This window comes from Rhizorhabdus dicambivorans (assembly GCF_002355275.1).
Classification (GTDB): domain Bacteria; phylum Pseudomonadota; class Alphaproteobacteria; order Sphingomonadales; family Sphingomonadaceae; genus Rhizorhabdus; species Rhizorhabdus dicambivorans.
Map to the genome: position 1 here is coordinate 1,619,485 of NZ_CP023449.1, position 25,922 is coordinate 1,645,406.

Genomic DNA, 25,922 nt, shown 5'->3' on the forward strand with positions numbered 1-25,922 from the left:
GTGGCTCAGACCGCCGCCGCCGCGGTGTCGGCGACGAAGCCTTCGATCGCGCCGATCTCGGCCGGAAGAACGGCATAGCGTTCCTGCCGCTCGAACAGGCCGCCGATCCGCGCGGGCAGTGTCGGACGGATGCCGGTCGCGCGCTCCACCGCGTCGCCGAACTTGGCGGGGTGGGCGGTGGCGAGGGTGACGATCGGCACCGACGGATCGAGGTCGCTGTCCTGCGCGGCGGCAAGGCCGATCGCGCTGTGCGGGTCGATCACTTCATGCGCCTTGTCGTGCGCCCAGCGCATGGCCAGCTGCATCCGGTCTGCATCGACCCTCGTGCTGCTGAACAGCGCGGCGGCCTCGGCGCGCATCGCCTGCGGGATATCGAGGCGCCTGCTCGCCTCGAAGCCCTTCATCGATGCCGACAGCGCAGGCCCGTCACGGCCGTGCAGGTCGAACAGCAGCCGCTCGAAATTGGAGCTGACCTGGATGTCCATCGACGGCGCGGCGGTGGGCGTGACGGTGCCCACCGAATAGTCGCCGGCCGAAAGCGCGCGGTGAAGGATGTCGTTGACGTTGGTCGCGACGATCAGCTTCGCGATCGGCAGGCCCATCTTCGCGGCGACATAGCCCGCGAAGACATCGCCGAAATTGCCGGTCGGCACCGAGAAGGCGACCGGCCGGTCGGGCGCGCCGAGCTGGGCCCCGGCGTAGAAATAATAGACGACCTGCGCCATCAGCCGCGCCCAGTTGATCGAGTTGACCGCGGACAGGTTGAACCGGCTGGCGAAATCGGCGTCGGCGAACATCGCCTTCACCAATGCCTGGGCGTCGTCGAAGCTCCCCTCGATCGCGATATTATGGACGTTCGGCGCCAGCACCGTGGTCATCTGCCGGCGCTGCACCTCGGACACGCGGCCCTTGGGGTGGAGCATGAAGATGTCGACCTTGGCACGGCCGGCCAGCGCGTCGATCGCCGCCGATCCGGTGTCGCCGCTGGTCGCGCCGATCACGGTCAGATGGGTGTCGCGCCGCGCCAGGAAACGCTCGAACAGCAGGCCGAGCAGCTGGAGGGCGACATCCTTGAACGCAAGGGTCGGGCCGTGGAACAGCTCCATCAGCCACTGGCGATGGTCGAGCTGCTTGAGCGGCACCACCGCGGCATGGCTGAAGCGGCCATAGGCCGCCTCGCACAGCTTCTTCAGTTCCGCCTCGTCGAGCGCGCCCGCGACGAACGGCTTCATCACCGCGACGGCGGTATCGACATAGGAAAGCCCGCGCATCGCTGCGATCTCGGCCGTGCTGAAGCTGGGCCAGCTTTCGGGCACATAGAGGCCGCCGTCCGAGGCGAGGCCCGCCAGCGTGACATCTTCGAATCCGAGGCGCGGGGCCGAGCCCCTGGTGCTGATATACTGCATGACCGGCGGCCCTTAGCGGCAGCGCGCCCTTGCGGCAAGGCAAAGGGCGGGCGTGGCCCCGTCGCGGATCAGAAAGCGACGCCGAGCGATACCCGCATGTCATGTGCCGAAATCTCGCGCGTCGTCGGCATGGCGCGATATTTGCCGTAGCTCGCGCCGACCGACACCGGGCCGGTCTGAATCGGAGCCTCGACGTTCAGCGAAGTCGCCTCGGGGGCGATCGGCCGGTTGGTCCAGCGCGTCATCGCGGGGTCCGACGGGCCGAGCGCGGCGACGGCTCGCGACGATGCTTCGGCCGGTCGGCGCGAATGGGCATCGGCGGTGGCCGGCGCGGCCGTGACTTCGGCCACATTGTTCGGCGCGGCATTCAGGCGGAACTGGCCGCTCCAGTCGAGGACGACCGGCTGTGGAACCGCAGGCTCCGCCCGCAACGGTGCGGCAAGGGTCAGCAATGATAGCGCGATCAGGCGAACCATGGCTGCCCCATAGCATGGTTCGTCGATCTCCGCTCGGCTTTCCATTCCGTTAGCCGAGAGACACCCGGAGCCGTTCCGTCCGCGGGCGCGCCTGTTCATGGCGCGGCAGGGCGTCGATCGTATCGAACCAGCCGATCCGGCTCTCGCGCCAGATATGGAAATTGGGCGGCAGCGCGATCGGGTCGTCGAGCGTCGCCAGGGCCAGATCGACCAGATCGGGAGCGTCGTCGACCACCATCGCGAGCGAACTTCCGCAGTCGCCGCAGAACCAGCGCTCCCCGATGTCCGAGGACCGGCGCCGCACGGGCTCGCCCGTTTCGAAAAGCAGGTCGTCGCGTGGAATGCTGGCATAGGCCATGACCGGCGCGCCGCTGAAGCGCTGGCACATCCGGCAATGGCAATAGCCCGCATCGAACGGCTCGCTCAGCACGCGATAGCGGATGGCGCCACACAGGCATCTGCCGTTCAGGCCGTCATCGTCCATTACTGCTCTCCCATAGAGGCAGTTGGGCAACGTCCCGCGGGACGCCCATGCTCCGGCCGATGATCCGAACGGTTCGATTCGTCGGACGAGTGCTGGAAGTGTCAGAAGATGAGCCCCAGCGACACGCGCAGATCACGCGCGGGGATCGCGTTGGGATCGGCGACCGGGCGGAAATCATTATAGGTCGCGCCCAGGCTCAGCTTTCCCCGGGTCGCGCTGGTCGAAAGGCTCAGCTTGTCGCCGTTCGAGGTGCTGATGCCGTTGGCCGCGAAGCGGCGATAGCTGGTCCGCGTCGCGGCAAGATCGCCCAGGTCGAAGCTGCTGCCGATCTGCCAGTAGGTGGGCGCGCCGCCGACGGCGTTGGCGAGCGATCCGGTCTGGCGGACAAAGCCCAGCGAATAGCCCAGCCTGATGTCTTCCCCGATCTTGCGGCTGCCGCTGAAGCGCGCGCCATAGACCTGGTTCAGCAGCCGGAAATCGCTGTTGCCCGCCTCGCGCTGGTCGATCTGATAGGTATAGCCGCTCAGGGTGCCGAAGCGGCCGGCCCAGCTCAGCTGCGCGAAGATATTCTCCCCCGGCACGCTCACCGGCAGCGGGCCGACATCGGCCGCCCACAGGCTGCTGCTCGACCAGGCATAGGCGATATCGGCGCTCAGCCCCGGCAGGGCGGTCCAGCGCAGCCGCGCCGCGTCGAAGGTCTGGGCGCCGTCGCGGTCGCCGGTGATGGCGGCGCCCGCCAGCCCCAGATGCTGGCGTCCGACGCTGATCGCGGTGCCGGGCAGGCCGCTATACTGCACCTTGATCTCGCCAAGCTGGATCGCCTCTGGACGGTGCGGGGTAGTGCCCGGTGCCGCGCCGGGCTCGATCCGGCGAAGCGTGATCGCGGCGTCGCTGGCCGCGTCGAACGACCAGGGCCCGGTGGACAGGCTGAAGCCCGGCCGCGCCCGGAACAGCAGTGCGTCCTCGCCGTCGAGCAACCGGTCGGGCGTGCTCTGCTCATAGCGCAGTTCGGTGCCGAAACTGGGCGACAGGATGATCGGCTGCGCCGCCAACGGGGCGGGAGCGATCAGGAAAAGCGGGGCCAACAGGCGACGCATCGGCGACCTACGATTGTAACGATTCTCTCGGATTTGCGGGACTTGTACCGGATCGGGCCGGCTGCGCCCACCGCGATGCGACGAAGCGTTTGACGCGCATGGGTGCACATCTCTATATGCCCGCTCCGACAGGCGGCCGGGTGGGCCGCCTTTTTGCGTTTTCGGAGCTTGTTCGACACCGAAGGAAGGAAAAGGGAGTTTTTGCCATGACCATCACCCCGCTCATGCCCGTCTATCCGCGGTGTGGCGTGCGTCCGGTGCGAGGCGAAGGCTGCTACCTGATCGGTGAGCGCGGCGAGCGCTATCTCGACTTCGCGAGCGGCATCGCCGTCAACATCCTGGGGCACGGCCATCCGGCCCTGGTCAAGGCGATCGCCGACCAGGCGGCGACGCTGATGCACGTCTCGAACCTCTACGGCAGCCCGCAGGGCGAGGCCTTCGCGCAGAAGCTGGTCGACAAGAGCTTCGCCGACACGGTGTTCTTCACCAATTCGGGCGCCGAGGCGGTCGAGTGCGCGATCAAGACCGCGCGGCGCTATTTCCATGTCGAGGGCAAGCCCGAGCGGACCAAGATCATCAGCTTCACCAACGCCTTCCACGGGCGGACGCTGGGCACCATCTCGGCCACCAACCAGCCGAAGATGCGCGACGGCTTCGAGCCGCTGCTGCCCGGTTTCGAAGTGGTGCCGTTCAACGATTTGGAGGCGGCGCGCGAGGCGGTCGATGCGACCACCGCCGGTTTCCTGGTCGAGCCGGTGCAGGGCGAGGGGGGCATGACCCCCGCCAGCCAGGACTTCCTGAAGGGTCTGCGCCAGATCTGCGACGAGCAGGGCCTGTTGCTGATCCTCGACGAGGTGCAGTGCGGCTATTGCCGTACCGGCCGCTTCTTCGCGCATGAGCATTATGGAATCACGCCCGACATCATGGCGGTAGCCAAGGGCATCGGCGGCGGCTTTCCGCTCGGCGCCTGCCTCGCGACCGAAGAAGCCGCCAAGGGCATGGTGTTCGGCACCCATGGCTCGACCTATGGCGGCAACCCGCTCGCCATGGCGGCGGGCGAGGCGGTGTTCGAGGTGGCGGTGAACGACGAGTTCCTCGCCAACGTCCGCGCGAAGGGCGATCGGCTGCGCCAGGCGATCGAGCAGCTCATTCCGAACCACGACAGCGTGTTCGACAGCGTCCGGGGCCTTGGCCTGATGGTCGGCATCAAGCTGAAGGACGCGGTCGAGGCGCGCGCCTTCGTTGCCCATCTGCGCGACAATCACGGGCTGCTCACCGTCGGGGCGGGCGAGAATGTCGTCCGCATCCTGCCGCCGCTGGTGATCGAGGACAGCCATATCGCCGAGTGCGTCGAGAAGCTCTCGGCCGGCGCCCGGACCTTCGAGCCAGCGTCATGACCCGGCATTTCATCGATCTCGCCGATATCGGCGCCGATGGCCTGCGGCTGATGCTGGAGGCCGCCCGGACCCGCAAGATCGACCGCAAGGGCTATCCGAAGGGCAAGGCCGACGACGATGCGCCGCTGGCCGGCCATGCGCTGGCGATGGTGTTCGAGAAGAACTCCACGCGGACCCGCGTCTCGTTCGACATGGCGATGCGCCAGCTGGGCGGCACGCCGATCGTGATGGACGCGGGCAGCATGCAGCTGGGCCGCGGAGAGACGATCGCCGACACCGCGCGGGTGCTCAGCCGCTATGTCGACGCGATCATGATCCGAACCGACGATCACCAGAAGATCGTCGACCTCGCCGAATATGCCGGCGTGCCGGTGATCAACGGGCTCACCGACCAGTCGCACCCCTGCCAGATCATGGCGGACCTGCTGACCGTGCTGGAGCATAAGGGGAGGATCGAGGGCCTGACCTGGGCATGGCTGGGCGACGGCAACAATGTCCTCCACTCGATCGTCGAGGCGGGCAGCCTGCTCGGCTTTCCGGTGCGGATCGGATGCCCCGAGGGCTATGACCCCGATCCGGCGGTGATCGCGGCGGCGCGGGCGCGCGGCGGCGAGGTACTGCTGTCGCGCGATCCGGCCGAGGTGGTGGCGGGCGCCGATGTGATCGTCACCGACACGTGGATCTCGATGGGCCAGGCCCATGCCGAGACGAAGCTGGCGGCGATGCAGCCCTTCCAGGTCAACGAGGCGCTGATGGCCCGGGCGGCCTCCGACGCCGTCTTCCTCCACTGCCTCCCCGCGCATCGCGGCGAGGAGGTGGTCGACGCGGTGATGGACGGCCCGCAGTCGCTGATCTGGGACGAGGCGGAAAACCGCCTCCACGCCCAGAAGGCCGTGCTGCTATGGTGCCTGGGGAAACTTGGCTGAGGATGACCGGCCGGCGGGCGGTCTTGAAAAAGCCGCTCGTCATGCTGAACTTGTTTCAGCATCCACCATCGTCCTCCCGGACGATGCTTGTAGCGGAGCGGACCCTGAAACGAGTTCAGGGTGACGATGGGATAAGTTCGTGACCACCGATTACCAGACCCTCGATCTCGCGCTCGGCTTCACCATTCCCGATCGCCATGCGCGCGGGCGCTTCGTCCGGGTGGGGCCCGCGCTCGACACCATCCTCGGCGCGCACGGCTATCCGCCCGCGATCGAACGACTGCTGTCGGAGGCGATCGTGCTCGCGGCGCTGCTGGGCTCGACATTGAAGCATGATTCCGGCCAGCTCACTCTGCAGGCGCAGGCCGAGGGTGGTGCGGTGGAACTGATGGTCGCGGACTACAAGGCCGGCGAGATTCGCGGCTACATCCGCCACGATTCCGATCGGGTCGCGGAGATGCCGGCCGATCCGTCGCTGTTCGCGCTGTTCGGCAAGGGCTATCTGGCGATCACCTTCGATCAGGCGGTGACGGGGGAGCGCTACCAAGGGATCGTGCCGCTGGAAGGCGGATCGCTGGGCGAGGCGGCCGAGGCCTATTTCAGCCAGTCGGAGCAGCTTCCCAGTCTCGTCCGCCTTGCCAGCCGGCGCCTGCCCGATGGCCGCCACATCGCGGGCGGCCTGCTGGTCCAGCATCTGCCCGAGGGCGAGGAGGGGCGTGACCGCATCCACGCGCGGCTCGACCATCCCGAATGGGAGCATGTCCGCGCGCTCGCGCAGACGCTGGGGGCCGAGGAATTGACCGACGCCGACCTGCCGCTGGAGACGATCCTCTGGCGGCTGTTCAACGAGGATGAGGTTCGCACATTTCCCGGGATCGGGCTGGCGCGGGGCTGCCGCTGCGATCCCACGCATATCCGCTCGGTCATCACCCGCTTCCCGCCCGAGGAGCGTGCCCAGATGGCCGACGAGCAGGGCGAGATCCACGTCGATTGCGAATTCTGCGCCAACCGCTTCTCGCTGGCGCTCGATTCGATCTGAACGTCGCAACGATTTCCACGCGCATTCCGTAACTGTCGTAAGAAAAGCTCAGCTTTCTTCAGTTAAGCATATTGTCGGTCTTGCGGTATCGACCGTTGGTCGAAGTTGCGTACCCTGGCCGTCGCGATTGGGGAATCGGGGCGGCCTGACGGTGTGAGGGCGAAGATGGCGACGTGGTTGCGTGGTGGAATGGCGGTTCTGGTGGTGCTGGCGGTTCGCGCGGCGGCCGCACCTGCGCCTGCGCCTGCGCCTGTGCCCGGTTCCGCCCCGGCGCCCGGTGCCGCACCCGTCGCCGCCATGTCGCTCGCCGCGCTTGGTCAGATGGAAAGCGGGCTGTGGCAGCTCGACGTGCAGGGCAGGGCGCCCCGCCAGATTTGCATTTCCGATCCGGTCGCGCTGGTCCAGATCGAGCATGACCAGGCCGGTTGCTCGCGCTTCGTGATCGCCAACGATCCGAAGAGTGCCACGGTGCATTACAGCTGCCAGCGCGCCGGCTGGGGCCGCACCACCGTGCGCGTCGAGACCCCGCGCGCGGCGGTAATCCAGACCCAGGGCATCGCGCGCAACGCGCCGTTCGACTATGTCGTCCAGGCCCGCCGCGTCGGCTCCTGCACCGCGCAGGCCGCCGCCAAGCAGCGCTAGGAATCATCTGCGAGGATGACGGCATTCGACCAAAGTCGAATCGCCCACGCCCGCATGGAGGCGGGATGGTTAATCCTTTGTTTAGGGGTGCCCTGGTAAAGGGAGGATGTGCCTTCCCCTTTTGGGCACACTTTCCTCCCTTAGCAGGCTTAACGGCCTCACTGGGCCGCCCTCGGGCGGCCCATTTTTTTATCCCGCGGTCTTGAGTTCGACGACGCCGCCGTCTTCCTTCAGGAAGGGCGGGTCGGGGATCGCGGCGCGGCCCTCGTTGAGCAGCGTCGACCAGCGGTCGGAAAGGTTGCGCATATAGGGGTCCTGCGGCTCGATCCGCTTCTTGATGATCGGCAGCTTGGGATCGTTGCGGAACACCATCACGTCGAAGGGCAGGCCGACCGACTTGTCGGACCGGATCGTCGAATCGAACGAGAGCAGCGCTACCTTCACCGCCTCGTCGATCGTGCTGTCATGGGTCATCGCGCGGTCGAGGATCGGCTTGCCGTATTGGCAGGCGCCGATCTGGAAATAGGGGCTGTCAGGCTGGCATTCGATGAAGTTGCCCGCGTCGTAAATCAGGAACAGCTTGAGCGGCCCTCCGCCGATCCGTCCGCCGAGCAGCAGCGATATGCCCGAGGCCACCCCGGCATTGTAGAGCGCGGGCTTGAGCTGTGCCGCCGCCGCCATCACCGCCTCGCCGACGAGCTGAGCCGCCTGGAACATGCTTGGCATATGCTCGATCTTGCGGGGGCCTTCGTCCGGGTTGCGCGAGGGCAGGCCCTCGTTGAGCATGCCGAGCACCAGCTGGGTTACCGACAGGTTGCCCGCACTCGCCGCGACGACCAGACTGTCCTTGGTGTCGGCCAGCACATGGAGCTTGCGATAGGTGGAGATGTTGTCGATCCCGGCGTTGGTGCGGGTGTCGGCAACCATGATCAGCCCCTGTCGAAGCATGATCCCGACGCAGTAGGTCATTGCAGTGCCCCCTCCTGACTACGATCCCCCGATCCGGTTCACTATGCATATAGGATGGAACGGGAATATAGGAGCGTCTTTTTAGGATGCGGCGACGGCGCGAGGGAGGGCCGGTCAGGGAGTACGATGACCAGATACCGTGCCATCATCACCGCGATCGGCTGTCTCCTGATCGCGCCTTTCGCCGCCGGGACGGCCAAGCCGCCGTCCGTCGCGCAATGGCGCGCCGCGCATGAGGCCGAGCTCGTCGGCCGGCTCGACAGTCTCGTGCGTATTCCCAGCATAGCCGCCGATCCGAAGGCGGTCGCCACCGCCGCCGATGCGCTGACCGCCGAACTTGCCGCCCGGGGCTTCGCGGCTCGGATGCTGGTGGCATCCTCAGGCGGGGCGCCCGTGGCGCTCGGCAGCCTCGACACGCCGGGCGCGAAGCGGACGGTTGTGTTCTACGCCCATTATGACGGGCAACCAGTGGACAGGGCGGAGTGGACGTCCGATCCCTTCGTGCCGGTAATGCGCCGCATGGCCAATGGCCAGCCGCAGGATGTCGACTGGAAGACTATCGCGACGCCCTTCGATCCAGAATGGCGGCTTCATGGGCGGGGCGTCGCCGACGACAAGGTCTCGATCGTCGCCTTCCTGGCCGCGTTCGATGCGCTCAAGGCGGCGGGACGCAAGCCGAGCGTGAACATCCGCGTCTTCTGGGAAGGCGAGGAGGAGGAAGGATCGCCGCACCTCGCCACGCTGCTCGGCGAACAGGCCGATCTCCTCAAGGCCGATCTGTGGCTGATCGGCGACGGACCGGTGCACCAGTCGCGCACGCCCACCCTCTATTTCGGGGTGCGCGGCGTCCTGGGCTTCGACGCGACGATCTACGGCCCGATCCGCCCGCTGCACGACGGCCATTACGGCAACTGGGCGCCCAATCCGGCGGCCCTGGCGGCGCGGCTGATCGCGGACATGCGCGACGAGGACGGGACGATCCTGATTCCCGGGGTGGGCGATGCCGTCCGCGTGCCGACCACGACCGAGCTGGCCGCCATCCAGGCGCTGCCACGGGTGGAGGACGGGCTGATCGAGCAGCTGGAGCTGGGTCGCAGCGAGACCGGCGAGGGATTGGTGCTGAGCGTTCAGCGGCCGGCGCTCAATATCCGGGGGATCCGAGCCGGGGCGGTGGGCGCCGATGCCGCCAACGCGATTCCGGCCGAGGCGCGCTTCTCGGCCGATTTCCGGCTGGTGCCCGACCAGACCGTGGATGGGATCAAGGCGGCGGTCGAATCCTTCCTCGATCGGAAGGGCTGGAAGGTGGTGCGCGAGACCCCCGACCGCGAGACGCGGCTGGCCTATCCCCGGATCATAAGGCTCGACTGGTCGCCCGGCTATGCGGCGCTCCGCACCGACATGGGCCTGCCCGCCGCCCAGGCGGTGATCGCGGCGGCGAAGCAGGCGGCTGGCGAACGGCCGCTGGCGCTGGTTCCGATGATGGGCGGCAGCGTGCCGCTCACCATCTTCGATGCCGCGCTGAAGACCCCGCTGGTCGGCCTGCCCATCGTGAATCACGACAACAACCAGCACGCCGCGAACGAGAATCTGCGGCTCGGCAATCTCTGGGACGGGATCGATCTCTATGCGGCGATGATCGGCGGGCTCGACTGGTAGACCGCCGCCGCGATTTCGCCTAAACGCCGGCCCATGTCGGACAATCTGGACAAACAGGGCCGCCGCGCGATCGTGCTGTTGTCGGGCGGGCTGGATTCGATGGTGTCGGGCGGAATCGCGCGCGAGCAGGGCTTCGCGCTGGCCGCGCTCACCATCGACTACAACCAGCGCCATCGGGTCGAGCTGGAGGCGGCGAAGCGCGTGGCCGCCGCGCTGGAGGTGGACCGCCACGTCACCATGCCGCTCAACCTGCGGGCTTTCGGCGGCTCATCGCTGACCGACGATATCGAGGTGCCCAAGAACGGCGTGATGCCCGGCATCCCGTCCACCTATGTCCCGGCCCGCAACACCATCTTCCTGTCGCTGGCGCTGGGCTTCGCCGAGGCGACCGGCGCGCGCGACATCTTCCTGGGCGTCAACGCGCTGGACTATTCGGGCTATCCCGATTGCCGGCCCGAATTCATCGCCGCCTTCCAGCATCTTGCGGACCTCGCCACCCGCATGGGCGTGGAGGGGCAGGGCTTCACCATCCACGCGCCGCTCCAGCACATGACCAAGGCCGATATCGCGCGGGAGGCGGCGCGGCTTGGGCTCGATGCCGGAATGAGCTGGTCCTGCTATGATCCGACACCCGAGGGGCGGCATTGCGGGCTGTGCGACAGCTGCCGGCTGCGCGCCAAGGGCTTCGCCGAGGCCGGACTCCCCGATCCGACGGTCTACGCCTGATGGCGAGCTATGCGGTCAAGGAGATGTTCCTGACCCTGCAGGGGGAAGGGGTGCAGGTCGGCCGCCGCGCGGTCTTCCTGCGCTTCGCGGGCTGCAACCTGTGGACGGGGCGCGAGGAGGATCGCGCGACGGCGGTCTGCACCTTCTGCGATACCGATTTCGTGGGGCTCGATGGCGATCATGGCGGGCGCTATCCCGATGCCGACGCGCTGGCTGACAGGGCGGCGGCGCTGTGGGGCGATTTCCCCGAACCCTTTGTCGTGATGACGGGGGGCGAGCCGCTGCTCCAGATCGATGCGGCGCTGGTCGCGGCGCTGAAGGCGCGCGGGTTCGAGATGGCGGTGGAGACCAACGGCACCCAGCCCGCGCCCGACGGGATCGACTGGATCTGCGTCAGCCCCAAACAGGGCAGCGACGTGGTCCTGCGCCGGGGCAATGAACTGAAGCTGGTCTGGCCCCAGCCGGGTCTGGACCCCGACGAACTGGCCGGGTGGGATTTCGACCATTTCCTGCTCCAGCCGATGGACGGCCCGAACCTGTCGAGCGCGCGCGAGGCGGCGATCCGGTTCGTGCTGGAGCATCCCCGGTGGCGGCTGTCGACGCAGACGCATAAGGTGGTGGGGATACGATAGCCTCCCCACGTCATGCCAGCCCTTCGGCTGCCTGCAAGGCAGGCGCTCAGGATAAACTTCAGCCTGAAAGGCTGAAGGCTGGCATCCATGTCGGTAGCCTTGTCAGGTGTCATCTCTCGTGAAGAGAGAGATGGCCCCCCTCGCTGGGGTGACCTTTTCTCTTTTTATCCCGCGCTGTGCGTCGCCACACCGGCCTGTTGCGCGCCCGCCGGCACGCATTCCGGGCGGAGAAGATTCTTCTTCGTCCAGCAGGCCTTGTCCATCGACGGCGGCACGACCGGCACATAGATGAAGCGCCGCGCGTGGATCATGTCGCCGGCGGGGACCAGGCTGTTGCGGAACTCGCGCATTCGTTCGATCGCCAGCTGGGTGAGCTTGCCCTTGCCGAGCTTGCGACTGTCACGGCCGATCGCGGCGGCCGTCTCACAGAAGCCCAGCTGGGCGTGCATGGTCGAGAAGCCGTTATAGGTCCTGGTGGTGTAGTTATCGAATTCCTTCTGCCAGGCCTTGCCCTTGACCCGTTTGAAATAGGCGCCGAGCGCCTTGTAGGCGGCGTTCAGCTCGTCGGCGTCCTTCCTCAGCAGGTTGTTGTAGTTGGGCACGGTCTGCAGGATCGGCGAGAACTGGCATTGCAGCGCCGCGACGTTGAGGCCGGCACGCATGTTCCACAGCATGTGTGCGCGCAGTTCGGCGGGGGTCGCCTTGGGCATGGGAAGGCCCAGCCCCGGCTCGTCGCCCGCCACGGGCCCGCCGGCGAAATTGGGCTGGACCCAGAACAGATAGGCGGATGCGGGCGCGGCCTGCCCCACCATGAACAGGACCGCCAATCCCGAAGCCAACCATCGAAACGCCATTCTCACTCTCCCGAACCTTGCAAGATGCCCGCCCCGCTCCCTTGCCGTCACATCGCGTTGCTGGCGTTCCCGGCATCGGCCGCGCCATTGTCGGCTGCGGCCGCCCCCGCCTGGTCGAGCGTCGCGCTTTCGACCACCGTCATGTCGTTCATCGTGCCGTCGGCGGCATTCATCTCCACGATATTGGTCGTGGTGTCGCCGTCCTTCTTGCCGCAGGCGGTGAGTCCCGTGGTCGCCAGGATAAGGCTGCCGACCAGAAGGATGCTGACGGAAGGCTTCATGACGAACTCCCTGCAAAAGCTGATTTGCGGGGAGGATATCGTTAACGACTCGGCCACTCAAGCGTTCACGGTACGCTCAGGCGGTGCAGCGCAATCCGGCCAGCATCTGCGGGAAATGGCGCGCTAGCGCGTCATCGACCGCCGCCATGTCCACCCCGGCGCCCAGCGCCGCCATCGAGGTGACCGCATATTCGCCCAGCCCGCACGGCACGATGCCCGAAAAATGCGACAGATCGGGATCCACGTTGAGCGAAAAGCCGTGGAAGCTGACCCAGCGCCGCACCCGAACCCCGATGGCGCCGATCTTGGCCTCCCGGGGGCCGTGGCCGGTCCAGATGCCGACCCGGCCCGGCTCGCTGCGCCCCTCTATGCCGAAATCGGCCAGGGTGCGGATCAGCCAATTCTCGATGCCGGCCACGAAGCAGCGTATGTCGCGCCCGCGCTTCTCCAGATCGAGCAGCACATAGCCGACCCGCTGGCCGGGGCCGTGATAGGTGTAACGCCCGCCACGGCCGGCGCGGAACACCGGGAAGCGGTCGGGCACGAGCAGTTCATCCTCCACCGCGCTGGTGCCGGCGGTGTAGAGCGGCGGATGCTCGAGCAGCCACACCAGTTCCTTCGCCTCGCCGGCGCGGATCGCGGCGGCGCGCGCCTCCATCTCGGCCAGCGTCTCGGCATAGGGCGCGAGGCCCGGCGTCACCCGCCATTCGATGCTGTCATCAACCAGGTTCATGTTCGTCGCATATTGCTGCTTTTCGCGAGCGATCAACCCCTCGCCGATTGCGCTTGGCCAAGCCGGCGGATAGGCGGGACCCGGCATGGACCTTGAATAGAGCCTGATCCACGCTTTCGATCAGGCTCCGGGGGCGGAGACAGGAGCATATGGGATCATTCTCGCTCGGGACGGTCTGGGAAGAGACGGCCTCCCTCCTGCGTCGCGAACGCGCGCTCCTGATTCCCGTGGCATTGGCGCTGTTCGGTCCCGCCCAGGTGATGATCGAGCTTGGCATGCCGCGCGACATGCCTGGCAATCCGGCCGAACAGGCGATGCAGGGCAAGGCGCTGCTCGTCCTGCCCGCGATGCTGCTGGTGTTCCTGGGCAATCTGGCGATCACCCGGCTGGCGCTGGTGCCGGGGATCAGCGTTGCCGAGGCGCTCTCGGATGGCTTGCGGCGCCTGCCCCGAACGCTTGGCGCGATGCTGTTGCTGGGCGTGGCGCTGGCCGCCATCGCGATCCTCATCGCCATCGCCGCCACCCTCGGCATTCTCGTGTTCGGCGGCGATCCGCGCTCTCCGGCGGTCAGCGCGCAGCTCGTCACCCTGATCATGATACCGGCCTTCGTTCTGCTCGTCCGCATGATGCTGCTCGTGCCGGCGGTGGCGATGGAGGAGGGGGGCGTGATCGACGCCCTTCGCCGTGGCTGGGCGCTGGGCCGGGGTAACGCGCTGCGCCTCACCGGGATGTTGCTGATCGTGCTGATCCTCACCGCGATCGTCCAGCTGATCGAAACCTTCGTCGTCGGCTCGATGATCCAGCTGCTCGCCCTGGCGACCGGCGACGGCGAACTGGCGAAGCTGCTGCACATGGTGATCAATGCCGCGATCGATTCGCTGCTGTCGCTCGGCTTCACCGTCTATGTCGCGCTCGTCTATCGCGCGGTCGCACGCGACGGGGGCTAACCCAGCAGCGGGACGTGCGGCGCCGCCTCGCGCGGCAGCACGCCGGCAAGACGCGGGTCGGCGAAGGTCTCCACCGCGCGCTCGAACGGCACGAAGCCGTGGCGGCGATAGAAGCCGAGCGCGCCGGGATGATCGAGCGTGCAGGTGTGGACCCACATCCGGGCCGTATCCTTGCGCCAACCGAGGCTCAGCGCCTGCGCCATCAGCCAGGCGCCGTTACCCTTGCCGGCCAATTCGGGGACGAAGCCGATGAAGCCGATCTCGGTTTCGCCCGCCCTGCGGAAGTCGAGTTCGAGCAGGCCGATCTCGATGCCGCGCCGATCCTCGACGGCATAGATCTCGACCGCCGGATCATGGATGATCGCGAGCAACTCGGCCTCGGGCATGACGAGCCGGGAGAACCACAGCCAAGGCTCGCCGATCCGGCGGAACAGCGCGCGATATTTGTCGGCCGACGGCGCCTTCCAGCGGTTCAGCCGGAAAGCCGCGGGCGGGGCTGGACGCGGCTTCGGGCGCTCGCGAAGCTCCAGCGAAGTGACGACCGTCGCCACCATCTGCGCGGGGACGGGGGTCAGCGGCATCTCATTCCCCCTGCTTCACTCCCACGTCGCGACGGGCGGCAGGCTCATCAGGATCGCGTCGATATTGCCGCCGGTCTTGAGGCCGAACAGGGTGCCGCGATCATAGACGAGGTTGAACTCCGCATAGCGGCCGCGGAAGTTGAGCATGTGGCGGCGGTCCTCGTCGGACGCCGCCATGTTCATCCGGGCGCGGACGATCCGGGGGAAGATGTCGAGGAAGGCGTCGCCCACATCGCGGGTGAAGGCGAAATTCGCCTCGAAGCCCGCTTCGCCCTCGCAATCCAGATGATCGTAGAAGATGCCGCCGACGCCGCGATGGACCTGGCGGTGCGGGATCCAGAAATAGTCGTCGGCCCATTTCCTGAACCGCTCATAATAGTCGCCGCCATGGCGGTCGCAGGCCATCTTGAGCCGGTCGTGGAAGGCCGTCGTGTCCTCCTCATAGGGGATCGGCGGGTTGAGGTCGGCACCGCCGCCGAACCAGCGCTTGGTGGTGTTCAGGAAGCGCGTGTTCATATGGACCGCGGGCACATGCGGATTGGCCATGTGCGCGACCAGGCTGATGCCGGTCGCGAAGAAGCCGGGATTCTCCTCGCCCGCGCCGTGGATGGTCTTGGCGAATTCGGGCGAGAAGGCACCGCCGACGGTCGAGACGTTGACGCCGACCTTCTCGAACACCTTGCCCTTCATCAGCCCCTGGACGCCGCCGCCGCCCATGGCGTCCGGATCGCCATCGCGGTTCCACGGCATGTATTGGAAGCGCGCGTCGCTTCCCGCCTCGGCCTCGATCGCCTCGAACGCGGCGCAGATCCGGTCGCGCAGCGATTCGAACCAACTTCGCGCGGCCGCCTGCTGCGGGTCGAGCTGCAATGTCATTCGGGCCATCCTCCGGTCTGCCTGAGCGCTTCGGCGAGCGCGATGCCAGCCGAGACCGCGACATTCAAGGACCGGAAGCCCGGCCGCATCGGAATCCGCACCCTCAGGTCGGCCCGGTCGTGGACCGCTCGGGGCACGCCCGCACCCTCGGATCCGAGCAGCACTATGTCGCCGGGCAGGAAGGCGGCCTTGTCCAGGGTCACATCCGCCGCCGTGGTCAGCAGCACGATCCGTCCGCCGGCCTGCGCCTCGAAGGCGGCCCAGTCGGCGTGGCGGACGATCTCCGCCGAACCCGCATAATCCATGCCCGCGCGCTTCAGGGCGCGCTCGGCGAACGCGAATCCGCACGGCTCTATGATGTCCACTGCCACGCCCAGGCATGCGGCCAGGCGCAGGATCGTGCCCACATTTCCGGCGATATCGGGCTGGTGAAGAGCGATCCGCATGGCCCCGCAGATAGGCTAATCCGCCGCGATGCGGCAATATTAGGAAAATGGGATTGGCAAAGCCGATGAACCGGCGCTATCAGCGCGCAGCCGCCGGGGATTTTGCGGGCGGCCGCGCATGCGCGGGGGGCAATGGCTGTCCGGTCTGACCCTCTTCCGCATGCGTCCATATCGTGGCAGCGCAAGGGCTCAGTAATGGCGACGCTCGAAACTACAGAAATGCATGGCGAAGGGGCCGAAGACGGCGTCCGCCGTCGTGACTTCATCAATCTCGCGGCGGTCAGCTTCGCCGGAGTCGGCGGCGCCGTCGTGCTGCTTCCCCTGATCAACCAGATGAATCCCTCGGCCGACGTGCTTGCGCTGGCTTCGATCGAGGTCGATCTCTCGGCGATCAAGGAAGGCCAGGCGATCAAGACGATCTTCCGCAAGCAGCCGCTGTTCGTCCGCCACCTCACGGCGGCCGAGATCGCGGCCGCCGACAAGGTCGATCCCGCCTCGCTGCGCGACGCGCAGACGCTGGAGCAGCGCACGGTCGGCGGCAAGAAGCAGTGGCTGATCACCATGGGCGTCTGCACCCATCTCGGCTGCGTGCCGCTGGGCGCCGGCGAGGGTGAGGTCCGTGGCGAGTTCGGCGGCTATTTCTGCCCGTGCCATGGATCGCACTACGACACCGCGGCCCGCATCCGCAAAGGCCCGGCGCCGAAGAATCTCGAAGTGCCGAAATATGCCTTCAAATCCGATACCGTCGTCCAAGTCGGCTGAGGTAGACAGACATGAGCTTCCCCTGGGCAAATCATTACGAGCCTAAGAACCCGCTGATGAAGTGGGTCGACAGCAGGCTCCCCCTGCCGCGTCTGGTCTACAACGCGGTGGGCGCCGGCTATCCGGTGCCGCGCAACCTCAATTATTTCTGGAATTTCGGCGTGCTCTCGGGCGCTGCGCTGATGATCCAGATCGTCACCGGCATCGTCCTCGCCATGCATTATGCGGCGAACGGGCTGGTCGCGTTCGACTCGGTCGAGCACATCATGCGCGACGTGAACTCGGGCTGGATGCTGCGCTACGCGCACGCCAACGGCGCGAGCTTCTTCTTCATCGTCGTGTACCTGCACATCTTCCGCGGCCTCTATTACGGATCGTACAAGGCCCCGCGTGAGATGGTGTGGCTGCTTGGCCTCGTCATCTTCCTGCTGATGATGGCCACCGCCTTCATGGGCTATGTGCTTCCCTGGGGCCAGATGAGCTTCTGGGGCGCCAAGGTCATCACCGGCCTGTTCGGCGCGATCCCGGTCGTCGGCACGCCGATCCAGACTTGGCTGCTCGGCGGCTTCGCCCCCGACAACGCCGCGCTGAACCGCTTCTTCTCGCTGCACTATCTGCTGCCGTTCGTGATCGCGGGTGTCATCATCCTGCACATCTGGGCGCTACACATTCCGGGTTCGAGCAATCCGACCGGCATCGACGTAAAGGGCCCGCAGGATACGGTTCCGTTCCATCCCTATTACACCGCCAAGGACGGTTTCGGGCTGGGCGTGTTCCTGATCCTCTACTGCGCGGTGCTGTTCTTCGCGCCGAACGCGCTGGGCCACCCGGACAACTATATCCCGGCCAACCCGCTCTCGACGCCGGCGCATATCGTTCCGGAATGGTATTTCTGGCCGTTCTACGCGATCCTGCGCGCCTTCACCGTGGACTTCATCCTGCCGGCCAAGCTGTGGGGCGTGCTCGCCATGTTCGGCGCGATCCTGCTGCTGTTCTTCCTGCCATGGCTGGACAAGTCGCCGGTTCGCTCGGGCAATTATCGCCCGGCGTTCAAGAAGTTCTTCTGGCTGCTCGTCATCGACGTGCTGGTGCTTGGCTGGTGCGGTGGCGCCCCGGCGGAAGAGCCCTACGTCATGATCAGCCAGCTCGCCGCGGCCTATTATTTCGCGCACTTCCTGATCATCCTGCCGATCGTCTCGCGCATGGAGCGTCCGCTCCCGCTGCCGAACTCGATCACCGAGGCGGTGCTTGAAAAGCACGGCAACGCTGCGGCCTAAGGGGATATAGAGACCATGGTTCGTCCCATCGCATTCCTCGCCGGCCTCGGCTTCGTCTTCGTCCTGCTCTTCTCGCTGGTGACGGGCGCCATCGCCTTCATCCAGGAGCCGCCGAAGCCGACCGTCGAGCATGAGTTCCATCTGCACCCGAAGGAGGTTTCCTTCGCGTCGGATGGCCCGCTCGGCAAGTTCGACCGCCAGCAGCTCCAGCGCGGCTTCCAGGTGTACAAGGAAGTCTGTGCCGCCTGCCATTCGCTCCATCAGGTCGCCTTCCGCGATCTGGAAGGCATCGGCTTCACGCCGGCCGAGGTGAAGGCCATCGCCAAGGGCTGGGCGACCGAGGTTCCCTCGGTGAACCCGGACACCGGCGAGGCCGCGACCCGCAAGGGTACCCCGGCCGACAAGATCCCGGCGCCCTATCCGAACGAGGTTGCCGCGCGCGCCGCGAACAACAACGCCAATCCGCCGGACCTGTCGCTGATGGCGAAGGCCCGTCATGATGGCGGCGCCTATATCTACTCGCTGTTGAGCGGCTATCAGGACCAGCCGGCCGAACTGCTCAAGCAGTTCCCGGATGCCAAGACGCCGGCTTCGCTCCACTACAACCCGTACTTCGCGAACCTGAACATCGCGATGCCGCCGCCGCTCGCGGCCGACGGGCAGGTGACCTATGCCGACGGCACCGTCGCGACCAAGGACCAGATGGCGAAGGACGTCGCCGCCTTCCTGATCTGGAGTGCGGAGCCGAAGCTGGAGAATCGTCATGCGGCCGGTATCGCCGTGCTCGGCTTCCTGCTGATCGCCACGATCCTGGCGTATCTGTCCTACCGGAATATCTGGTCGGGCATGAAGCACTGAGCCGATCGGCATGAACGGGAAAGGGGCCGTCCGGGATGACCGGGCGGCCTTTTTCATTATGACCCATCGTCGCCCCGGCGGAGGCCGGGGCCGTCGCCGGCTCTTGCGGCGGCGCGGTGGCATATCTCCTGCGGCCCCGGCCTCCGCCGGGGCGACGGATTGAGGGAAACATGGCGAACCGTCTCGGACTGATCGGAGGCAGTGGCCTCTATCGCATGCCGGCCCTTGCCGATGGGCAGTGGATCGAGATCGACACCGCCTGGGGCAAGCCGTCCGACGCGCTGCTGCTGGGCACCATCGGCGATCGCGAGGTAGCCTTCCTGCCGCGCCATGGCCGGGGGCATCGCGTCGCGCCACACGAGATCAACTATCGCGCCAATATCGCCGCGCTGAAGGCGGCGGGCTGTACCGAGGTCCTCGCCATATCGGCGGCCGGTGGCTTCCATGGGGATGTGCCGCCGGGCAGCTTCGTGCTGGTCGATCAGTATATCGACCGCACCGTGCGGGGCGGGCGCAGCTTCTTCGGCCAGGGGATCGTCGCGCATGTCGCCTTTGCCCGCCCGGTCTGCGGGCGGCTCAACGCGATCGTCGCCGCCGCGCTGGCGGAGGAGGGCGGTCCCCACCGCATCGGCGGCACGATGCTGGTGATCGAGGGGCCGCAATTCTCGACCCGCGCCGAATCGCTGCTCCACAAGAGCTGGGGTTGCGATGTCGTGGGGATGACGGGCCTGCCCGAGGCCCGCCTCGCCCGTGAGGCGGAGCTTTGCTACGCCAGCGTGGCGATGGTCACGGACAATGACGCCTGGTCCGACGAAGAGGTCGATGTCGCCACGGTGATTGCGACGATGGGGGCCAATGTTGTCCGCGCGCAGGCGCTGGTCTCCAGCGTGGCGACAACAGGCGGAGGGCAGGGCGGCTCCTGCGCGGAAGGCTGCAGCCACGCGCTCGACGCCGCCGTCATCACCGCCAGGGATGCTTGGCCCATCGAAGCGTCGCACCGGTTAGCCACCATCTCGCCCCGAACATTTTCCGGGGGGAAATAATGATGGCGGGCGGCGTTGTTCCTTCAATGGCCGCAGCCTGCTCAGAAACTGACTGGAGGCTCCCCTGGGATGGGGGGTGTCGCTGCGGGCAGGTCCGCATCCGCATCTCCGCACCCCCGCTGCTTACATCCGCATGTCACTGCACCGGCTGCCAGACCATGTCGGCCAGCGCCTTCTCATTGAGTGTCAGCGTGCCGGAGGATGGCTTCGCAGTGGTCGCTGGCGAGCCGGTGGTTGGCGGACTCCACGGGGAGGTGCGGCATTTCTTCTGCGGTCACTGCAAGACCTGGATGTTCACCCGCCCGCCGCCGGGCGCCGCTTTCATCAATGTCCGGCCATCGATCCTCGACTGGCACGGCTGGTTCGTGCCCTTTGCCGAGTTCTGGCTGTCGGAGAAGCTGCCATGGGCTGTGACACCTGCCGTGCACGGCTTCGAGGGCTTTCCGCCGATGGAGCAGTTTCCGGAGCTGATCGAGCAGTTCGCCGCGCGCGGAGTGTGCCGCCCAGGCTGAACGCCTTCAGGCCGGGCGGCGCTGCTGGATGTTGGTGACCTTCATCGTCATCACCGGTTCGTCATTCTGGTTGAACACGGCGATGCGGAAACTGACGAAGCCCATCTCCGGCCTGGACCGGGGCGCGCTTTTGGAAAGCACCTCCGCCTCGGCGCTGAGCACGTCGCCTGGATAGACCGGCTTCACCCAGCGCAGTTCGTCGACCCCGGTGCCGCCGAGCGAGAAATAGCCGTCCTCGGTCCAGTGATCGGTCAGCATCCGCATCACCATCGCACAGCTGTGCCAGCCGCTCGCCGCGAGCCGGCCGAAGATCGGGCTCGCCGCCGCCGCGTCGTCATCGAGATGGAAGGGCTGGGGATCGAACTTCGATGCGAAGTCCATCACCTCCTCGCGCGTCACCCGATAGGCGCCGAACCGTTCGATATGGCCTTCCACATAATCTTCGAAATAGCGCATGCGACTGTCCTCAACGACGCATCCCGGCCTTGCCTGGGCGACCTATATGGGAACTGTCTTCCGTTTACGTCAAGCCGTGGATCACACGTTGAACCGGAACAGCATGATGTCGCCATCCTGGACGACATAGTCCTTGCCTTCGGAACGATATTTGCCGGCCTCGCGCGCGGCGGCTTCGCCGCCCAGCGTGACATAGTCCTTGTAGGACATCGTCTCGGCGCGGATGAAGCCGCGCTCGAAGTCGCTGTGGATCGCGCCGGCCGCCTGCGGAGCCTTGGAGCCCTTCTCCACCGTCCAGGCGCGCGCCTCCTTGGGGCCGACCGTGAAGAAAGTGATGAGGTCGAGCAGCTCATAGCCGGCGCGGATCACGCGGGCCAGGCCGGTCTCGCTCAGGCCGAGATCGGACAGAAACTCCGCGCGGTCGGCGGGGTCCAGCGTGACGATCTCAGCCTCGATCGCGGCGGAGACGATCACCGCCTTGGCGCCTTCGGCCTTCGCCTTTTCGAACACGCGGGCCGACAGCTCGTTGCCATTGGCCGCCGCGCCCTCGTCGACGTTGCAGACATAGAGCACCGGCTTGGACGTGAGCAGCTGCGCCTGGGCGAAGATGCGCGCCTCGTCATCGTCCCTCGGCTGGGTCAGCCGGGCCGGCTTGCCGTCGCGCAGCAGATCGAGCGCCTGGCCCAGCACCGAGGCGGCGGCCTTCGATTCCTTGTCGCCCTGTGCCGCTTTCTTGGCATAGGCGGGGACGCGCTTCTCCAGGCTCTCCAGGTCCGACAGCATCAGCTCGGTCTCGACCGTCTCGGCATCGGCGATCGGATCGACCTTGTTCTCGACATGGGTGACGTCGCCGTCCTCGAAGCAGCGCAGCACATGGACGATCGCGTCCACTTCGCGAATGTTGCCTAGGAACTGGTTGCCCAGCCCTTCGCCCTTGGAGGCGCCGCGCACCAGCCCGGCGATGTCGACGAAGGCAAGCTGGGTCTCGATGATCTTGGCCGACTGGCCGATCTTCGCGATCTCATAGAGGCGCGGATCGGGCACCGCGACCTGCCCGATATTCGGCTCGATCGTGCAGAAGGGATAATTGGCCGCCTGCGCCGCGGCGGTCTCGGTCAGCGCGTTGAAGAGGGTGGACTTGCCGACGTTCGGAAGCCCAACGATGCCACAGCGAAAACCCATAATCCCTCAAGCTTTGTTCGGATGCGCGCCCGATAGCCGCTGCGGGGGCGAAAGGCCAGCGTGGAGCGCCGGAAAGTCGAAGGGCCCCGGGTTTCCCCGAGGCCCCTCATCCTCTCCTGACTGGTGGGCTCAGGTTCTGGAGGGCGTGAAGGTGGTGATGGGCCTGGGCGCGCTGACCGGGGTGATCTTCGGCGCGGGCCGCGCTGCCGGTGCCGGTGCGGCGGTGGGCGTCACGGCGTGGGGCTTGGCGACGGCATCGCTTCCGCAATCGCCCGCGCTGGTGCGGACGACCTTGGGCTCGCCCGCCGCATTGACACCATTGGAGCTGTAGCTGACCGTCTGAGTGCAGCCGTTCGCCGAGATGCTGGTGGAGACGAAGCTGTACTGCATCATGCCGACGGGCTGGCCCTGCGCGTTGGTCATGACGATGCCCTTGCCATGGGGGGCCTGCGCCCGCATCGCCGCGGCCTGGCGCATCATCGCGTCGGCCTGGGCATCCATGGCGGCCGAGATCCGTTCCATCTCGGCAAAGGGCGATCCCGGCCCGAAGGCGACATCGAAAAGGCTGACCGGCTGCGCGATCGGCACCAGCACGACGCGCGGCGCGGCAGCGGGCTGATAGGGGACGTGATGGACGCTGCCGTCGGGCAAGGCGACCAGCATCATCCTGTTGTCGGCGTGGCCTGCGAAGGCGGCGCCTGCGAGCGCGGCCGAGGCGACACCGGCGATGATGGCGGTCCGAACAAGACGCATGGATGGCTCCCTCCGTAAAGTCGATCGGCCGGGAGGCTAATGAAGCGTAGATGAACCCTGGATAAACGGGCGGGTGCGGCACATCGCATCATGCCAACGGCTCAGCGCGATCAGCGCCAGCGCGGCCCCGACAAGGCACATCAGCATGTCCCACTGCGTATCCCAGGGGTCGCCCTGGGTGCCCAGGAAGGCGTCGGCACCTTGCCCCAGCGCCACGGCCGCGCCGAACTCGATCAGCTCGTAAAGCGCGCTGATCGCCAGGCAGATCAGCAGCACGACCGGCGCGAGCAGGCGATCCGAGCGGAGCAGGGCCCGGCGGACGAAGATTTCGCGGATCACCATCGCCGGCACGAAGCCCTGCATCAGATGGCCGAAGCGGTCATAAGGATTGCGCGCGAGGCCCAGCCAGTCCTGCACCGCGAAGCCGATCGGCACCCGCGCATAGGTATAGGCGCCGCCCAGCATCAGCACGCAGCCATGGAAGGCGATCAGCGCAAGGACCAGCGGGGTGAACATGAACCGGCTCCGGATCGCGAACAGCAGCGGCCAGGCGATCAGCACCGGCGCGACCTCCATCAGCCAGGTCGCGCGGTCATGGGGCGCCCATCCCGACAGCAGCAGCCCGGCCAGCCAGAGCAGGCCAAGGCCGAGAAGGGCGCGGTCGCCACGTGCCATATCGCCGGTGCGCTCACTCATAGGCGGCCAGCAGGCGCGGGGTCCGCAGCAGCAGGGTGACGCGCGCGCCCGGGGCGAGCCTTGCGACGCGCACCTCGCCGCGATGGCGTTCGGCGATCGCGCGGACGATGATCAGGCCCAGGCCGTGCCCGCCCAGGGTGGATCGCGGTTCGACCGCAATGTCGCCCTCGGGAAAACCGGGGCCCTGATCGGCGACCCCGAGTTCGATCGCCGGTTCGCCGTCCTTGCGGGCCGTCGACGCGGTGACGTGGATCGTCCCGCCGGGCGGCGACACCTTCAGCGCATTCTCGATCAGGTTGGCGAGCGCGCGGATCACCAGTTCGCGGTCGCCGCTGAACTGGCCGGCGGCGATCGCGCGGGTGATGCGGACCTGCTTCTCGTCCTCCGCGACCGCTTCGTATAGGTCGATCGCGTCGTCGATCGCGCCGGCTATGTCGAACAGGGCCGGCGTCGTGCTAACATCGGATTCGATCTCGCGGAGTTCCAGCAGCGCGTTGAACGCCGCCATCAGCCGGTCGAGTTCGGCGGCAGCGCGGGTCGCCTGTCCGGCGATCTCCGCATCGTCGGCATTCTCCATCGCCGACAGCCGGGCGCGGACACGGGCGAGCGGGGTGCGCAGGTCGTGCGCGATATGGTCGGATGCCGCGCGCAGGCCGTGGATGCGGCGCTCCAGTTCGCCCAGCATGCCGTTCATGTGGCGGGCGAGGATGCCGATCTCGTCGGGCGGGCCGGGATCGGCGATCCGTGCCGAGACATCGCCTTCGCCCACCCGGTCGCATACCCGGTTCAGCCGGCGGATGCGGGCCGCCGTCTGGCCGCCGACGATCACCGCCGTGGCCAGCGACAGGCCGAGCAGCAGCAGCACGATGCTGCCCCCCCACAATCCCAGCGAGCGGCGCAGCGCGCTTGCGGCGCCGACCGGCCGGGCGATCAGCAGGCGGGCGTCCCCGGGCAGGATGCGCTGTACCCCGATCAGATCCGCGCCGTCCGGCGTGCGGCCGATCACCAGCCCGTCGCGCCATGGCCGGAGATCCCGTGGCCAACTGGTCCAGCTGCCGCTGACTACGCCGTGGATGTCGCGGAACAGCGCGACGCGCGGTTGGCCGGTCCGCCCGGCATATTGGCCGATTTCCCCGATTGCTGCGGCGAGCAGCGGCATCGCCGCCGGATCGCCGATCACCCCCGGCAGCTTTTCGTCCAGTGCCTCATAATCGTGCCGGGCGGCCTCGGCGGTGGCGAGGCGCCGTGCGTCCCGGTCCACCATGGCGAGCCCGGCCAGGCTCAACGCCAGTGCCAGGGCCGAGAAGAAGGCGAGCAGCAGCGCGGTCTTGATGGGGAGAAGGAGCGGTCTCAACCGGCGCCGTCCAGCCGCCGCAGCATCAGCCCCTGGCTGCGCACCGCCACGATCAGCGGGTTGAGGCTGGCGGGCAGCGAGTCGCCCGCCGCCGTCTCCAGCTTGCGGCGCAGCCGCGAGACATGGACGTCGATCGTGTTGGCGAAATTGGCCGGCACGAAATTATAGGTCGACCAGCAGACCGACCACAGCATCGATCGCGTCACCGGCAAGCCGATGTTGCGCGCAAGCAGCGACAGGATCGAGAATTCGCGCGCCGTCAGGTCCAGCGCCTTGTCGTACAGGCTGGCGGTCATCGCGCCGGTATCGAGGCGCAGCGGGCCACAGTCCAGCGCCGTGTCGCTGGGCGATGCCCCGTCCCACTCGCGCCGCCGCAGCAGCGCCGCGAGCCGGGCGAGCAGTTCGATCTCCGACAGCGGCTTCACCGCATAATCGTCGCCGCCGCCTGCCAGTCCCTCGACGCGGTGCCGCTCGGAGCCGAGCGCGGTGAGGAACAGCGCCGGCGCCCGGTTCGATCGCCCGCCCCCGGCGCGGATGCGGCCGAGCGCGCCCAGCCCGTCCAGTTCGGGGGTCTGGCGATCGAGGATCAATATGTCGAACGGATCGGCCCCCGCGCGATCGACCGCCTCGCGGCCGTTGCCGACCACGTCGACCCGGCCGAAACCCGCGCGCGCCAGCGCGGCGGCGATCAGTTCGGCCACCTCGACCTCGTCCTCCAGGATCAGCGCCGACCGGCCCAGGAACAGGCGGCGGAAGCCGTGCTCGATCGTCTCTTCTTCTTGCCCCATGCCGCCATCATGCCAGCGCGCCGGGGAAAGGGAAGCGCGGGGGCGATGCGCGTCAGATAAATTCAGGCGCTCC

Annotated in this window: 30 protein-coding genes; 13 read left to right on the forward strand and 17 right to left on the reverse strand. The window is 67.2% G+C overall.

The genetic code is table 11. From position 1 onward, the window contains the following. Positions 1-5: 5 nt before the first annotated feature. From thrC to CMV14_RS07700, 4 genes are all read right to left on the reverse strand, one after another. Complete coding sequence (thrC, locus tag CMV14_RS07685; protein ID WP_066966525.1) at positions 6-1,406, reverse strand: threonine synthase; 1,401 nt, start codon at positions 1,404-1,406, stop codon at positions 6-8. A gap of 68 nt (positions 1,407-1,474) precedes the next feature. Continuing rightward, on the reverse strand, positions 1,475-1,882 hold the full coding sequence (locus tag CMV14_RS07690) for a hypothetical protein (protein ID WP_066966523.1): 408 nt from the start codon (positions 1,880-1,882) through the stop codon (positions 1,475-1,477). Positions 1,883-1,931: 49 nt separating this feature from the next. Next, positions 1,932-2,366 carry a GFA family protein gene (locus CMV14_RS07695; protein WP_066966519.1) on the reverse strand — a complete coding sequence of 145 codons (435 nt, stop codon included), beginning with the start codon at positions 2,364-2,366 and terminating at the stop codon, positions 1,932-1,934. Positions 2,367-2,467: 101 nt separating this feature from the next. After that, the gene (locus tag CMV14_RS07700; protein ID WP_141396747.1) at positions 2,468-3,451 is read right to left on the reverse strand and encodes a hypothetical protein; all 984 of its coding nucleotides are present in this window, start codon (positions 3,449-3,451) and stop codon (positions 2,468-2,470) included. A 218-nt stretch (positions 3,452-3,669) separates the two neighbouring features. Here CMV14_RS07700 and CMV14_RS07705 point away from each other — a divergent pair, with 218 nt between their 5' ends. The 4 genes from CMV14_RS07705 (at position 3,670) to CMV14_RS07720 (ending at position 7,467) form a co-directional block, all read left to right on the forward strand. Then, positions 3,670-4,860, forward strand: a complete 1,191-nt coding sequence (locus tag CMV14_RS07705) for an aspartate aminotransferase family protein (protein WP_066966512.1) — start codon at positions 3,670-3,672, stop codon at positions 4,858-4,860. Beyond that, positions 4,857-5,786, forward strand: a complete 930-nt coding sequence (argF, locus tag CMV14_RS07710) for an ornithine carbamoyltransferase (RefSeq protein ID WP_066966509.1) — start codon at positions 4,857-4,859, stop codon at positions 5,784-5,786. The genes CMV14_RS07705 and argF overlap by 4 nt, the downstream gene beginning before the upstream one ends. Positions 5,787-5,925: 139 nt before the next feature. Next, the gene (gene hslO / locus CMV14_RS07715) at positions 5,926-6,825 is read left to right on the forward strand and encodes an Hsp33 family molecular chaperone HslO (protein WP_066966506.1); all 900 of its coding nucleotides are present in this window, start codon (positions 5,926-5,928) and stop codon (positions 6,823-6,825) included. Between the two features lie 165 nt (positions 6,826-6,990). Further along, a complete protein-coding gene (locus CMV14_RS07720; RefSeq protein ID WP_066966503.1) occupies positions 6,991-7,467 on the forward strand; it encodes a DUF3617 domain-containing protein in 477 nt (158 codons plus the stop codon). A gap of 189 nt (positions 7,468-7,656) precedes the next feature. Here CMV14_RS07720 and CMV14_RS07725 read toward each other — a convergent pair whose 3' ends face one another. Next, positions 7,657-8,436 carry a proteasome-type protease gene (locus CMV14_RS07725; protein WP_066966500.1) on the reverse strand — a complete coding sequence of 260 codons (780 nt, stop codon included), beginning with the start codon at positions 8,434-8,436 and terminating at the stop codon, positions 7,657-7,659. A 126-nt stretch (positions 8,437-8,562) separates the two neighbouring features. On the opposite strand from CMV14_RS07725, the gene CMV14_RS07730 reads away from it, so the two are divergent. From CMV14_RS07730 to queE, 3 genes are read left to right on the forward strand one after another with little or no spacing between them, the layout of a single operon-like run. Next, complete coding sequence (locus CMV14_RS07730) at positions 8,563-10,092, forward strand: M20/M25/M40 family metallo-hydrolase (protein WP_066966497.1); 1,530 nt, start codon at positions 8,563-8,565, stop codon at positions 10,090-10,092. Between the two features lie 33 nt (positions 10,093-10,125). Beyond that, positions 10,126-10,818, forward strand: coding sequence for a 7-cyano-7-deazaguanine synthase QueC (gene queC, locus CMV14_RS07735; RefSeq protein WP_066966494.1), 693 nt, complete (start codon positions 10,126-10,128; stop codon positions 10,816-10,818). Further along, the gene (queE, locus tag CMV14_RS07740; RefSeq protein WP_066966491.1) at positions 10,818-11,450 is read left to right on the forward strand and encodes a 7-carboxy-7-deazaguanine synthase; all 633 of its coding nucleotides are present in this window, start codon (positions 10,818-10,820) and stop codon (positions 11,448-11,450) included. Before queC ends, queE begins: the two co-directional genes overlap by 1 nt. Before the next feature lie 164 nt (positions 11,451-11,614). Here queE and CMV14_RS07745 read toward each other — a convergent pair whose 3' ends face one another. The 3 genes from CMV14_RS07745 to lipB form a co-directional block, all read right to left on the reverse strand. Next, complete coding sequence (locus CMV14_RS07745) at positions 11,615-12,277, reverse strand: hypothetical protein (protein ID WP_238147224.1); 663 nt, start codon at positions 12,275-12,277, stop codon at positions 11,615-11,617. A gap of 74 nt (positions 12,278-12,351) precedes the next feature. Continuing rightward, positions 12,352-12,585 carry a hypothetical protein gene (locus CMV14_RS07750; protein ID WP_066966485.1) on the reverse strand — a complete coding sequence of 78 codons (234 nt, stop codon included), beginning with the start codon at positions 12,583-12,585 and terminating at the stop codon, positions 12,352-12,354. A gap of 76 nt (positions 12,586-12,661) precedes the next feature. After that, the gene (lipB, locus tag CMV14_RS07755; protein ID WP_066966571.1) at positions 12,662-13,318 is read right to left on the reverse strand and encodes a lipoyl(octanoyl) transferase LipB; all 657 of its coding nucleotides are present in this window, start codon (positions 13,316-13,318) and stop codon (positions 12,662-12,664) included. A 149-nt stretch (positions 13,319-13,467) separates the two neighbouring features. Here lipB and CMV14_RS07760 point away from each other — a divergent pair, with 149 nt between their 5' ends. Then, entirely contained in the window at positions 13,468-14,265 is a 798-nt protein-coding gene (locus CMV14_RS07760) for a DUF7847 domain-containing protein (RefSeq protein ID WP_066966482.1), read from the forward strand. Here CMV14_RS07760 and CMV14_RS07765 read toward each other — a convergent pair. The 3 genes from CMV14_RS07765 to CMV14_RS07775 are packed head-to-tail and all read right to left on the reverse strand — an operon-like array spanning position 14,262 to position 16,168. Further along, entirely contained in the window at positions 14,262-14,846 is a 585-nt protein-coding gene (locus CMV14_RS07765; RefSeq protein WP_066966479.1) for a GNAT family N-acetyltransferase, read from the reverse strand. The genes CMV14_RS07760 and CMV14_RS07765 overlap by 4 nt on opposite strands. Positions 14,847-14,861: 15 nt before the next feature. Continuing rightward, positions 14,862-15,722, reverse strand: a complete 861-nt coding sequence (gene hemF, locus CMV14_RS07770) for an oxygen-dependent coproporphyrinogen oxidase (RefSeq protein WP_066966568.1) — start codon at positions 15,720-15,722, stop codon at positions 14,862-14,864. After that, positions 15,719-16,168, reverse strand: a complete 450-nt coding sequence (locus CMV14_RS07775; protein ID WP_066966476.1) for a tRNA (cytidine(34)-2'-O)-methyltransferase — start codon at positions 16,166-16,168, stop codon at positions 15,719-15,721. The genes hemF and CMV14_RS07775 overlap by 4 nt, the downstream gene beginning before the upstream one ends. A 195-nt stretch (positions 16,169-16,363) precedes the next feature. On the opposite strand from CMV14_RS07775, the gene petA reads away from it, so the two are divergent. From petA to CMV14_RS07800, 5 genes are all read left to right on the forward strand, one after another. Next, positions 16,364-16,930, forward strand: coding sequence for a ubiquinol-cytochrome c reductase iron-sulfur subunit (petA, locus tag CMV14_RS07780; protein WP_066966473.1), 567 nt, complete (start codon positions 16,364-16,366; stop codon positions 16,928-16,930). An 11-nt stretch (positions 16,931-16,941) separates the two neighbouring features. Beyond that, positions 16,942-18,207 carry a cytochrome b gene (locus tag CMV14_RS07785; protein ID WP_066966471.1) on the forward strand — a complete coding sequence of 422 codons (1,266 nt, stop codon included), beginning with the start codon at positions 16,942-16,944 and terminating at the stop codon, positions 18,205-18,207. A gap of 15 nt (positions 18,208-18,222) precedes the next feature. Further along, on the forward strand, positions 18,223-19,065 hold the full coding sequence (locus CMV14_RS07790; RefSeq protein ID WP_066966468.1) for a cytochrome c1: 843 nt from the start codon (positions 18,223-18,225) through the stop codon (positions 19,063-19,065). 170 nt (positions 19,066-19,235) lie between these two features. Next, a complete protein-coding gene (locus CMV14_RS07795; protein ID WP_066966465.1) occupies positions 19,236-20,108 on the forward strand; it encodes a phosphorylase family protein in 873 nt (290 codons plus the stop codon). A 26-nt stretch (positions 20,109-20,134) separates the two neighbouring features. After that, the gene (locus CMV14_RS07800) at positions 20,135-20,620 is read left to right on the forward strand and encodes a GFA family protein (protein WP_066966565.1); all 486 of its coding nucleotides are present in this window, start codon (positions 20,135-20,137) and stop codon (positions 20,618-20,620) included. A gap of 6 nt (positions 20,621-20,626) precedes the next feature. Here CMV14_RS07800 and CMV14_RS07805 read toward each other — a convergent pair whose 3' ends face one another. The 6 genes from CMV14_RS07805 to CMV14_RS07830 all read right to left on the reverse strand — a co-directional run bounded on the left by CMV14_RS07805 (position 20,627) and on the right by CMV14_RS07830 (position 25,849). Next, positions 20,627-21,076, reverse strand: a complete 450-nt coding sequence (locus CMV14_RS07805; RefSeq protein ID WP_066966462.1) for a MaoC family dehydratase — start codon at positions 21,074-21,076, stop codon at positions 20,627-20,629. Between the two features lie 81 nt (positions 21,077-21,157). Next, the gene (ychF, locus tag CMV14_RS07810; RefSeq protein ID WP_066966460.1) at positions 21,158-22,258 is read right to left on the reverse strand and encodes a redox-regulated ATPase YchF; all 1,101 of its coding nucleotides are present in this window, start codon (positions 22,256-22,258) and stop codon (positions 21,158-21,160) included. Positions 22,259-22,387: 129 nt separating this feature from the next. Next, complete coding sequence (locus CMV14_RS07815; protein ID WP_066966457.1) at positions 22,388-23,011, reverse strand: hypothetical protein; 624 nt, start codon at positions 23,009-23,011, stop codon at positions 22,388-22,390. A gap of 36 nt (positions 23,012-23,047) precedes the next feature. Then, on the reverse strand, positions 23,048-23,707 hold the full coding sequence (locus CMV14_RS07820; protein ID WP_096367695.1) for a DUF2238 domain-containing protein: 660 nt from the start codon (positions 23,705-23,707) through the stop codon (positions 23,048-23,050). Next, a complete protein-coding gene (locus CMV14_RS07825; protein ID WP_066966451.1) occupies positions 23,700-25,061 on the reverse strand; it encodes a sensor histidine kinase in 1,362 nt (453 codons plus the stop codon). Before CMV14_RS07825 ends, CMV14_RS07820 begins: the two co-directional genes overlap by 8 nt. After that, the gene (locus CMV14_RS07830; RefSeq protein WP_066966562.1) at positions 25,058-25,849 is read right to left on the reverse strand and encodes a response regulator transcription factor; all 792 of its coding nucleotides are present in this window, start codon (positions 25,847-25,849) and stop codon (positions 25,058-25,060) included. The genes CMV14_RS07825 and CMV14_RS07830 overlap by 4 nt, the downstream gene beginning before the upstream one ends. Between the last annotated feature and the right edge of the window lie 73 nt (positions 25,850-25,922).

Bases quoted from the DNA above. Each gene is read 5' to 3' on its own strand.
- thrC (WP_066966525.1), bottom strand. From the start codon at position 1,406: ATGCAGTATATCAGCACCAGGGGCTCGGCCCCGCGCCTCGGATTCGAA.
- CMV14_RS07690 (WP_066966523.1), bottom strand. From the start codon at position 1,882: ATGGTTCGCCTGATCGCGCTATCATTGCTGACCCTTGCCGCACCGTTG.
- CMV14_RS07695 (WP_066966519.1), bottom strand. From the start codon at position 2,366: ATGGACGATGACGGCCTGAACGGCAGATGCCTGTGTGGCGCCATCCGC.
- CMV14_RS07705 (WP_066966512.1), top strand. From the start codon at position 3,670: ATGACCATCACCCCGCTCATGCCCGTCTATCCGCGGTGTGGCGTGCGT.
- argF (WP_066966509.1), top strand. From the start codon at position 4,857: ATGACCCGGCATTTCATCGATCTCGCCGATATCGGCGCCGATGGCCTG.
- CMV14_RS07720 (WP_066966503.1), top strand. From the start codon at position 6,991: ATGGCGACGTGGTTGCGTGGTGGAATGGCGGTTCTGGTGGTGCTGGCG.
- CMV14_RS07725 (WP_066966500.1), bottom strand. From the start codon at position 8,436: ATGACCTACTGCGTCGGGATCATGCTTCGACAGGGGCTGATCATGGTT.
- CMV14_RS07730 (WP_066966497.1), top strand. From the start codon at position 8,563: ATGACCAGATACCGTGCCATCATCACCGCGATCGGCTGTCTCCTGATC.
- queC (WP_066966494.1), top strand. From the start codon at position 10,126: ATGTCGGACAATCTGGACAAACAGGGCCGCCGCGCGATCGTGCTGTTG.
- queE (WP_066966491.1), top strand. From the start codon at position 10,818: ATGGCGAGCTATGCGGTCAAGGAGATGTTCCTGACCCTGCAGGGGGAA.
- CMV14_RS07750 (WP_066966485.1), bottom strand. From the start codon at position 12,585: ATGAAGCCTTCCGTCAGCATCCTTCTGGTCGGCAGCCTTATCCTGGCG.
- lipB (WP_066966571.1), bottom strand. From the start codon at position 13,318: ATGAACCTGGTTGATGACAGCATCGAATGGCGGGTGACGCCGGGCCTC.
- CMV14_RS07760 (WP_066966482.1), top strand. From the start codon at position 13,468: ATGGGATCATTCTCGCTCGGGACGGTCTGGGAAGAGACGGCCTCCCTC.
- CMV14_RS07765 (WP_066966479.1), bottom strand. From the start codon at position 14,846: ATGCCGCTGACCCCCGTCCCCGCGCAGATGGTGGCGACGGTCGTCACT.
- hemF (WP_066966568.1), bottom strand. From the start codon at position 15,722: ATGACATTGCAGCTCGACCCGCAGCAGGCGGCCGCGCGAAGTTGGTTC.
- CMV14_RS07775 (WP_066966476.1), bottom strand. From the start codon at position 16,168: ATGCGGATCGCTCTTCACCAGCCCGATATCGCCGGAAATGTGGGCACG.
- petA (WP_066966473.1), top strand. From the start codon at position 16,364: ATGGCGACGCTCGAAACTACAGAAATGCATGGCGAAGGGGCCGAAGAC.
- CMV14_RS07785 (WP_066966471.1), top strand. From the start codon at position 16,942: ATGAGCTTCCCCTGGGCAAATCATTACGAGCCTAAGAACCCGCTGATG.
- CMV14_RS07790 (WP_066966468.1), top strand. From the start codon at position 18,223: ATGGTTCGTCCCATCGCATTCCTCGCCGGCCTCGGCTTCGTCTTCGTC.
- CMV14_RS07795 (WP_066966465.1), top strand. From the start codon at position 19,236: ATGGCGAACCGTCTCGGACTGATCGGAGGCAGTGGCCTCTATCGCATG.
- CMV14_RS07800 (WP_066966565.1), top strand. From the start codon at position 20,135: ATGGCCGCAGCCTGCTCAGAAACTGACTGGAGGCTCCCCTGGGATGGG.
- CMV14_RS07805 (WP_066966462.1), bottom strand. From the start codon at position 21,076: ATGCGCTATTTCGAAGATTATGTGGAAGGCCATATCGAACGGTTCGGC.
- ychF (WP_066966460.1), bottom strand. From the start codon at position 22,258: ATGGGTTTTCGCTGTGGCATCGTTGGGCTTCCGAACGTCGGCAAGTCC.
- CMV14_RS07815 (WP_066966457.1), bottom strand. From the start codon at position 23,011: ATGCGTCTTGTTCGGACCGCCATCATCGCCGGTGTCGCCTCGGCCGCG.
- CMV14_RS07820 (WP_096367695.1), bottom strand. From the start codon at position 23,707: ATGAGTGAGCGCACCGGCGATATGGCACGTGGCGACCGCGCCCTTCTC.
- CMV14_RS07830 (WP_066966562.1), bottom strand. From the start codon at position 25,849: ATGGGGCAAGAAGAAGAGACGATCGAGCACGGCTTCCGCCGCCTGTTC.